Source organism: Rhabdochromatium marinum (genome assembly GCF_016583795.1).
In the GTDB taxonomy this organism is placed as follows: domain Bacteria; phylum Pseudomonadota; class Gammaproteobacteria; order Chromatiales; family Chromatiaceae; genus Rhabdochromatium; species Rhabdochromatium marinum.
In genome coordinates this window covers 22712-30903 of sequence record NZ_NRRS01000045.1, presented here as the reverse complement: position 1 = coordinate 30903, position 8192 = coordinate 22712, and the positions used below count along the sequence as shown (strand labels likewise).

The 8192-nt window shown below is 58.9% G+C and carries 9 protein-coding genes; all 9 read right to left on the bottom strand.

Annotated features, from left to right (window positions below; genetic code table 11):
• Nucleotides 1-119: 119 nt before the first annotated feature.
• On the bottom strand, nt 120-1181 hold the full coding sequence (locus tag CKO36_RS12700) for a P-loop NTPase family protein (protein WP_200284430.1): 1062 nt from the start codon (nt 1179-1181) through the stop codon (nt 120-122).
• Nucleotides 1181-2176, bottom strand: coding sequence for a hypothetical protein (locus tag CKO36_RS12695; protein ID WP_200284429.1), 996 nt, complete (start codon nt 2174-2176; stop codon nt 1181-1183). The genes CKO36_RS12700 and CKO36_RS12695 overlap by 1 nt, the downstream gene beginning before the upstream one ends.
• Complete coding sequence (locus CKO36_RS12690) at nt 2160-2990, bottom strand: endonuclease domain-containing protein (RefSeq protein WP_200284428.1); 831 nt, start codon at nt 2988-2990, stop codon at nt 2160-2162. Before CKO36_RS12690 ends, CKO36_RS12695 begins: the two co-directional genes overlap by 17 nt.
• A gap of 47 nt (nt 2991-3037) precedes the next feature.
• A complete protein-coding gene (locus tag CKO36_RS12685) occupies nt 3038-4354 on the bottom strand; it encodes a dihydroorotase (RefSeq protein ID WP_200284427.1) in 1317 nt (438 codons plus the stop codon).
• A complete protein-coding gene (locus CKO36_RS12680) occupies nt 4347-5348 on the bottom strand; it encodes an aspartate carbamoyltransferase catalytic subunit (protein WP_200284426.1) in 1002 nt (333 codons plus the stop codon). Before CKO36_RS12680 ends, CKO36_RS12685 begins: the two co-directional genes overlap by 8 nt.
• Nucleotides 5345-5884, bottom strand: coding sequence for a bifunctional pyr operon transcriptional regulator/uracil phosphoribosyltransferase PyrR (pyrR, locus tag CKO36_RS12675; RefSeq protein WP_200284425.1), 540 nt, complete (start codon nt 5882-5884; stop codon nt 5345-5347). The genes CKO36_RS12680 and pyrR overlap by 4 nt, the downstream gene beginning before the upstream one ends.
• A complete protein-coding gene (gene ruvX / locus CKO36_RS12670; protein WP_200284424.1) occupies nt 5871-6314 on the bottom strand; it encodes a Holliday junction resolvase RuvX in 444 nt (147 codons plus the stop codon). The genes pyrR and ruvX overlap by 14 nt, the downstream gene beginning before the upstream one ends.
• Nucleotides 6315-6330: 16 nt before the next feature.
• On the bottom strand, nt 6331-6894 hold the full coding sequence (locus tag CKO36_RS12665; RefSeq protein ID WP_200284423.1) for a YqgE/AlgH family protein: 564 nt from the start codon (nt 6892-6894) through the stop codon (nt 6331-6333).
• A 64-nt stretch (nt 6895-6958) separates the two neighbouring features.
• The gene (gene iscB / locus CKO36_RS12660; protein WP_200284422.1) at nt 6959-8110 is read right to left on the bottom strand and encodes an RNA-guided endonuclease IscB; all 1152 of its coding nucleotides are present in this window, start codon (nt 8108-8110) and stop codon (nt 6959-6961) included.
• Nucleotides 8111-8192 lie beyond the last annotated feature (82 nt).

The following is an 8192-nucleotide window of genomic DNA, read 5'->3' as shown; positions in this document are numbered from 1 at the left end:
TTGAGCAAGTGCTTGAACGCATGCCTTGGCCGGCTTGGCCGGCTCGACGACGACCTCGACCGGCAAAGCGCCCCTACCTGATGCCTGTGGCGGCTTAGCAACAATGGACCAAGGCATGATCAAGGCCCATATTCCATTAAACGCAGATCAATGACACGCTTTAAAAAATCCCTGGAGGATGCTTGCAGATGCAGACGTGTCAGCCGTGGCGGTTCGCGTTCGATGCGGTCAATGTCGGATGCCTTCAGGCTACTGGTGTGATTCTGTTTGGCATCCTCATAGGCATCAGTGATGATGGCACAAAGCAGGCAGGTTGCCTTTGTCATCACGGCGACATTAACAATTTGCCGCAGTGCGTGACCAACCAAACTGGCATCATTTGGATTGCGCATCTGTTCAACCTGATCGAAGCCAATGACCAAAACACCATCAATCAACTGCATGATCAAATCGAGGTGGCGAATGATCTCCACCCGGTCAGAATTGTCATTGATCGGTCGGAGCCTCAAAATCTCAAGAGAGGGGCGCAGAATTCCCGCTTGCAGATAATCATTGGCATCTTCATCATCAACACTCGCCAACAGGAGGGCAGCGACAAACCCTGAGGATGGGGATTCGGTCAAGACGTCTTTTGAGTTGCGGACAATCTGTCGGGCGACCACGCGCGCCTGTTGAATCAGATTGTCTTCGTCATCCCAGCGCAGGCTCTCAAATTGCGCGCGTACCGAGTCATCAACCTTGGCCAAGAGCGCCTCGGCGATTCTTTGCAGCGAGGAGCGATTCTCCCGTGTTTCAAGATGCCTGCAACCGAGTTCCCGAAATATCGCCCCAACAAGCCATTTCTCGTAATCAGCGGTCGATACGGGTGCGGTTAACTGCAGGATCACTGGAAAAACGCACGCTTCTGGCTCAAATGACGCCTTGCAGAGCATCGTAGCTAATATGTGACTTTTACCCGTACCCGGTTCGCCGTTGATCAGGGCAATACGGGATCCCTCGTTGGCCCGTCGATTGCTCGCATTGGTGATCGCTGTGGTAATCGCTTGCTTGGCTCGATTTTGTTGTTCTTCATCGACATCCAATGCAATCAGTTTGCCCGCTTCCTTAAAGGATGCCACAGTGCTGAACAGATCATCGGCAATGACGCTGTCCAGGAATTCGGTTTGAGGATCAATTGACATCAGCGCCACTCTACAACAATCAAGTGTACAATATCATCATCCCAATGGATGATACTGCGCTCGGGATCGGGTACATCACCGGGTTGATTGGCGCGGGTCAGCTGTAATTCACCCGCTTTTGCAGCCTCAAGAATACGTTGCTTGAACGATGCCAGTGATCCAGCATCGGCATAGTGCCGCCCGTAAGCATCGTAAACCTGGCCGATCGCTACCTGACCATTAAATCGGGGCGTTTCCAGCTTTTGGGCGACATCCAGCACTCTTGCGGCGAAAGTCTGCTCCTCACAACCGGATTTGGAATTCGTAGCGAATTCGGGTACTGATTGCTGCAACGCCTGTTTGAGTATGGCTTGACGCAACGGTTCTATGCCCGTTCCCGGCAGATTGAGCAGTGTGGCCGCTAAGCGTTCGACGGCTTGACGCCAACCGTTGGCCGTTACGCCAGCAAGACCAGCGAGAACTGTGTGTCCAATGACTGATTTGGATCCTAACAGCGGATAAGGCGGCTTGATACCGGCTGGCAGGGCCGGAGCCAGTTGCCGCCATACGATTGTGGAGCGGATGCCGTCCAAACTAATCCTGTCATCATTATCCAATTTGAAGGCTTGCGCTAACAATGCGTGCCTCAAGCCCTCGGCACCCTTGAATCGCTGACGGACATTGGAGTCGTCTGCATCATAGCCCAGTGCTTGCATTGGCAAGCGATATTTGCACAGCGTTTCCCAGTCCTGAGAAACGTCTTTTCCCAACAGTTGCCTGACACGTTTCTCGCCAGCGTCGTTTAGAACAGGCCGATTCTTTTGTAGTTTGAGTTGTTCTTCCGTTTCGAGTTGCTTTAATGATTGTTCAATCTTTTCCAAACTGATAGCGTAATTTTTGAGTGCATTACTGATTTGTTTGATCGTTTTCGGTTTTTTTGCAGGCTTTTTATGAATGTAAAGTAAAAGAAAGTCATTTGCCGCAAATGCCAGTTCGGGTTTAGGGAGTGTTGCCATGCTTCTTTTCCCCGTTGGGATGGATAATTTGATCAATTGCTTGCCAGACGGCATCAGGCTGTTGCGCAATCTTCTCAGTGGTAAAACGAATAAAACGAAAGCCGCGTTTTTTCAGGGCGTTAGCCTTAATTTGGTCACGTTTTGTTTGTTCGGGTGCTGAGTGTTGTTGACCGTCAATTTCAATAATGAGCCGATGTTCAATGGATACGAGATCAACTTCAAAACGTTTTGCCGATTTTTCGCTAGAAGCTGTAATTCGCTGGTTCGCTCGAAAATATCCGCGCGTTTCGGGGCGTGCTTCAAGAATGTAATAAAGCAATCCTTCATAAGCGCTGCGTAGCAAGGGTTTTAGCCGCTGCTCACCGGTTAAAGTCTGGAAAATGCTTTGTTGTTCGACACCGATTGGCACCAATCCTTGCAGTATTTTTTTGAGGCGTTCCGAAGTTAAATCTTGTCTGAACAATGTTTCGATGATCTTTGCCGAGTCGCTGAAGGTGACAATCGGCAGAGAGGCGTCCAGTGCATGGAGTTCATCGCTTAACACTAATGCGGTTGCGAGATCAAAATGCAGTGCGATATAGCTTTTTTGTGCATTTTTTTGTGAGTGGTGAAAGCATTTCAAAACCAGGTCAGGATCAAGCGTTGGTGCGCGCATGATCGGGATGCCCCGCTGAGTGGCCTGTTGGTAGAAAAAGACTTTGGCGTCCAATCGCTGATGATCAGTGAGTATTGTGACGAGAGGTTGCCCTTGAATGCGGATTTGATCATGGATGTGCAAAAGCTGACTGGGTTGAATGATCGGATTCGCAGTCATAGTAGTAGCACTTGGCGTCGCCTTCCGGCCGCCAGTGTTCTGTCAGCTTAAGGGGTCTGGGGCTTGCGGTCGAAAACCAGGCATCCGCCGAGAAAGGTCTGGCGCACCTGTCCGCGCATGGGCTGGCCGAGAAAGGGGCTGTGTTTGCCCTGGCTGAGCATCTGTTCGGCGTCCAGGGTGGTGATGACATTCGGGTCCAGCAGGCATAGATCGGCTGGGGCGCCGAGCTGCAAGCGCCCGCCGGGCCAGCCGAGAATGTCGGCAGCGTGGCAGGTGACGCAAGCCAGGGCGGCTGGCAGGGGCAGCAGACCTTCGTCGGTCAGGCGCAGCGTGAGTGGCAGCAGTGTTTCCAGGGTGGAGATGCCGGGGGCGGCCTGAGGGAAGGGAGCGAGCTTGGCGTCCGCTTCGTGGGGCTGATGATCGGAGCAGATCGCGCTGATCACTCCAGCGGCCACGGCGGCGCGCAGCGCTTGGCGGTCGGTTTCGGTGCGCAGTGGTGGTCGTACCAGCGCATTGGCATCAAAGGTGGCGATGGCCTCTTCGGTGAGAAACAGTTGATGGGCGCTGACATCGGCGGTGACCTGAATGCCCCGGGCGCGCGCCTCGGCCAGCATCTCGGTGGCGCGTGCGCTGGACAGCCCGCGAAAATGAATCCGTGCGCCGGTTTGCTCAGCCAGGGCTAGATCGCGGGCGACGGCAACGGTTTCGGCCGCTTCCGGGATGCCCGGCAGGCCCAGTCGGGTACTGAGGCGTCCTTCGTGCACCAGGCCGCCTTCCGCCAGGGAGGCATTGGCTGGATGCAGAAAACAAGTCAGACCAAAGGTGGCTGCGTACTCCAGCGCCCGGCGCTGCACCCGCGCGCTGGCGATGGGGCGGTCGGCATGGCTCAGCACCGGGCAACCGGCGCGCTGGAGCGCGGCCATTTCGCTGATTTGTTCGCCGGCCAACTGCTGGGTCAGGCTGCCGGCGGGCAGCACCCGGGCAAAGCCTGCGGCCTCGGCCGTCTGGCGAATCAGCTGGGCCACCGCCGGCGTGTCAACCACGGGCTGAGTATCGGGAGGGCAACACAGCGTAGTGATGCCCGCTGCGGCTGCCGCGCGGGTTTCGCTGCGAATGGTAGCTTTCTGCTCCAAACCGGGCTGGCGCAACCGCGCGCACAAATCCACCAGGCCCGGAATGGCAAGCAAGCCGCTGGCTTCGATGCGTTGCTCGGGGTGGAAATCCGCCGGTGGCGCGCCAACGGCCAGTAGCTTGCCATCGGCGAGATGCAGGTCGCTGATCTGGTCAAACCCGCTGGCCGGGTCGATAAGACGCGCACCCAATATGGACAGGTGCGTCGGATGCACGGCGGTGGCGTCAGTCATGCGCGGCCTCGGTGGCCGGGGCCTGCCCGGACAGATTGTGCGAGCCCAGACAGGTGGACATGACCGCCATGCGAATCGCCAGGCCGTTGCTGACCTGCTCCAGGATCACTGAGCGCGGCCCATCGGCGACTTCCGAGTCCATTTCGACTCCGCGGTTAATGGGGCCGGGGTGCATCACGATGGCGTCTGGCTTGGCGCTGGCCAGGCGTTTTTCGGTCAGGCCGAACAGAAAGAAATATTCGTGCTCGCTGGGCAGGAAGCCGCCGGTCATGCGCTCGTGCTGCAAGCGCAGCATAATGATGACATCGCAGTCTGCGATGCCAGCGCGCAGATCGTGAAATACCTGCACGCCGAGCGCTTCGCCAGCCGCCGCCGGGATCAGAGTGCGCGGCGCGATGACTCGCACCTCGGCGGCACCCAGAATGTTGAGGGCGTTGATCTGCGAGCGGGCGACCCGGGAATGCAGAATATCGCCAACAATGGCGACTTTGAGCCCGGCGATATCGCCCTTGTGCTGGCGAATGGTGAACATATCGAGCATGCCCTGGGTCGGGTGGGCGTGGCAGCCGTCGCCGGCGTTGATCACGCTGACATGGGGGGCGGCATGGCGGGCGATGAAATGCGCCGCGCCACTGTCGCTGTGGCGCACCACGAACATGTCGACATGCATGGCCTCAAGGTTGCGTAGGGTGTCGAGCAGGGTCTCGCCCTTGGCGGTGGCTGAGGTGCTGATGTTTAGATTCAGCACATCAGCCGACAGGCGCTTGGCCGCGAGTTCAAAGGTGGTGCGGGTGCGGGTGCTGTTTTCAAAAAACAGATTGGCGATGATTTTGCCACGGCACAGGGGCACCTTTTTGACCGGCTGGCGGGCGACGCTGAGAAACCCCTCGGCGTGGTCGAGAATCCCGGTCAGCTGGGCGCGGTCAAGTCCATCCAGGGTCAAAAAATGACGCAGCTGGCCCTGGGCATTGAGTTGCGGATTGGCGCCGGTCATGACGGGGTGCCAGGCGCGGTGGCACGCTGTTCCAGATACAGCGGATCGGGGCCGTTGAGCTTGATGTGCGCGCCGCGTTCGAGGTTGACATGCAAGCCCACCACATCGGGAGTAATGGGCAGTTCGCGTCCGTCGCGTTGGGCCAGAATGGCCAGCAGGACCAGTGACGGGCGGCCATAGTCAAAGAGTACATTGAGCGCGGCGCGAACAGTGCGACCGGATTGCAGCACATCATCGACCAGAATGACCGCCCGGTCATCGACGGCGACCGGCAGTTCCGAGGGATGCACCTGCGGATGCAGGCCAATGTGGGTGAAGTCGTCGCGATAGAAGGAAATATCGAGAAAGCCCAATGGCTCCTCAAGCCCAAGCCGGCGATGCAGATGCCGGGCCACCCAGACGCCGCCGGTGTGGATGCCGATCATCAAAGGTTGCTCAATGCCATGCTGTTGGCACAGGTGGTTGAGTGCCTCGGCCATGTTGGCGATGGTCGCCTCAATCTGGGCGGCCGGCTGGATGATGTCAGCTGTTGGCATGCGGCGACTCTCCGCTCAACGGGCGCTGCTCGCCCAGCCAGGTTTCGAGAATTAGCTTGGCAGCCATGGCATCAATCCGATCATCGCGGCTGTCCTGGCGCACGCCCATCTGCTCGCGTGCGGCGCGGCTGGTCAGGCGTTCATCGACCAGATGCACCTCCAGCCCAAACCTCCCTTGGAGCTGGCGTCCGAAGCGGCGTACCAGGGGTGTCCAGTCTTCCTCAGTGTCATCCATGCGCCACGGCAGTCCCAGCACAGCCGCACCGGGTTGCCAGTCGCGGATCAGGCGCTCGATGCCGACCCAGTCGGGCTTGTTGCGCTGGCTGCGCAGGGTGGTGAGCGCAGTGGCGGTGCCGGTCAGCGTCTGACCAACGGCGATGCCGATTTTGCGCGGGCCGAAATCGAAACCGAACAGTGTGGTACTGGCCATTGGGATGAGGGTGCAATCAGGCGTGTCCGGCCTCGCCACTGAGCAGGTTCAGGTCGATGCCGATCAGTTGGGCGGCGGCCTGCAAGCGTTCGGAGGCTGGCGCTTTAAACAAGGTGTCGTGGTCAATCGGACCGCTGAGCCAGGTGTTGGCGCTGAGTTCTTTTTCCAGCTGGCCACTGGTCCAGCCGGCATAGCCCAGTGCCACCAGGCAGTGCTCAGGACCGGTGCCCTTGGCCAGGGCTTCGAGGATGTCACGCGATGTGGTGACGCGAAGGTCGGGGGTGACCATCAGGGTGGAGTCAAAGTTGTCCGCCCCGGCGTGGATCACAAAGCCACGATCGGTTTGAACCGGGCCGCCCTGATAGACGATCTGTTCAGCGATCCGGGGCATCTCGGGTTCAATGTCGAGTTGCTCCAACACATCACCCAGGCGCAGATCCATGGGGCGATTGATGATAATGCCCATGGCACCTTGGGTGTTGTGTTCACAAACATAGGTGACCGTTCGCGAAAAATTCGGATCCTGAAGACCCGGCATCGCGATCAGAAACTGGTTGGTCAGCGAAGTGGATACGCTCATCAGTCTTGCGCGAGAAACCCCGTCCTTCAGGGCGGGGAGGGATAGCGCACCGCGCGCAGCGCGGTCAGGCGGCCCGTCTCGCTTCCTCCATTGTCGGTTTCGGTTGAAAAGCGTAGCCATAGCCATCGGCGCGTTGCAGCACCTGGCAATAGCGGTGTGAAATCCCCTGAACGGTTCCACCGGGGGTTTGGATGTTAAAGGGGCGATTCCAGTCCTGCACCTGATTGACGGTTCCGACGCAGACGGCATCAAGGGCATGGGTCTTGGGGATATCTAGGCGCGTTCGGTTGTATTTCGTGCGCCCGCCCGAGACGGTCTCAACAGGAAGCTCCGTGGCCGTCAGCGCTTGGAACAGCGCCCAGCGCGTGGTATTAACAGCAGCGGCGTCCTTGAGCGGCGCTTTGGCTTGCGCCTTGATCGGCGCGAGCCGCTTAGGAGCGCGGGCCAGAAAGGTTTCGATGGGCTGACGGCCCTTGCGCTGATTGCAGGGTCGGCAGGCAAGCGTCAGGTTCGAGATCCGATCCGATCCGCCCCGGCTCCTGGGGTGGATGTGCTCGATCTCCAGCGGTACTTGCGTTGCGCCACAATAGGCGCAGGTGCGGTGCCATTTCTCCAGCAGGTATTCCCGCACCTCGTAACCGGCGAGTTCGCCGTGTTGGTACTCGACGCCGGAGATCTCTGGATTCTGGAGCGCCTGAGTATCGAAACGCACCAATTCTTGACTGAGGGCCGTGATCGGGGCGAGTCGGCGCAGGCGCTGCACCCAGTTCAGTGTCGTGTCCAGCCGATGGCGCAGACTGGGAGCCAGCCAGCCTAGAGGCTTGGTGCGGTTGTGAAAGCGTGGGGCGCGATGGCGCAGGTTGGCCGTGCGCCGACGGCGGCGACAGGCGCAACGCGCCGCCAACCGCTCACGAATCTGTGTGCCACGATGGGCCAGTTCCGCCAACCACAGCACAGGCGCGTCTCGGCATACCTCGCCCGTATCGGGGTCGATGCGCTCGACCTCGCGCACCACGGCGATTCCGGTCGTTTTGCTCCCCGGATCGAGCGACAGTCGCAACGGCTGGGTCTCACCACCAATGCGATCTTTGAGCCGGATGATGAACGGATGCAGCCGCACCACCACCGCCCGCCCACGCTGGAGTAACAGCCGAGCGCGCTTCTCCGTGCACGGCATCAGCGGGTTTTTCTGTTTGTCGAGAACAAAGACAGCCATTTCAATTCCTGCCCTTACGGGCCTGGTGACGGAGCCTCGCGGCTCGCTCCCCTCGGGACAGTCTGCAACCGGCTCCCGCCTC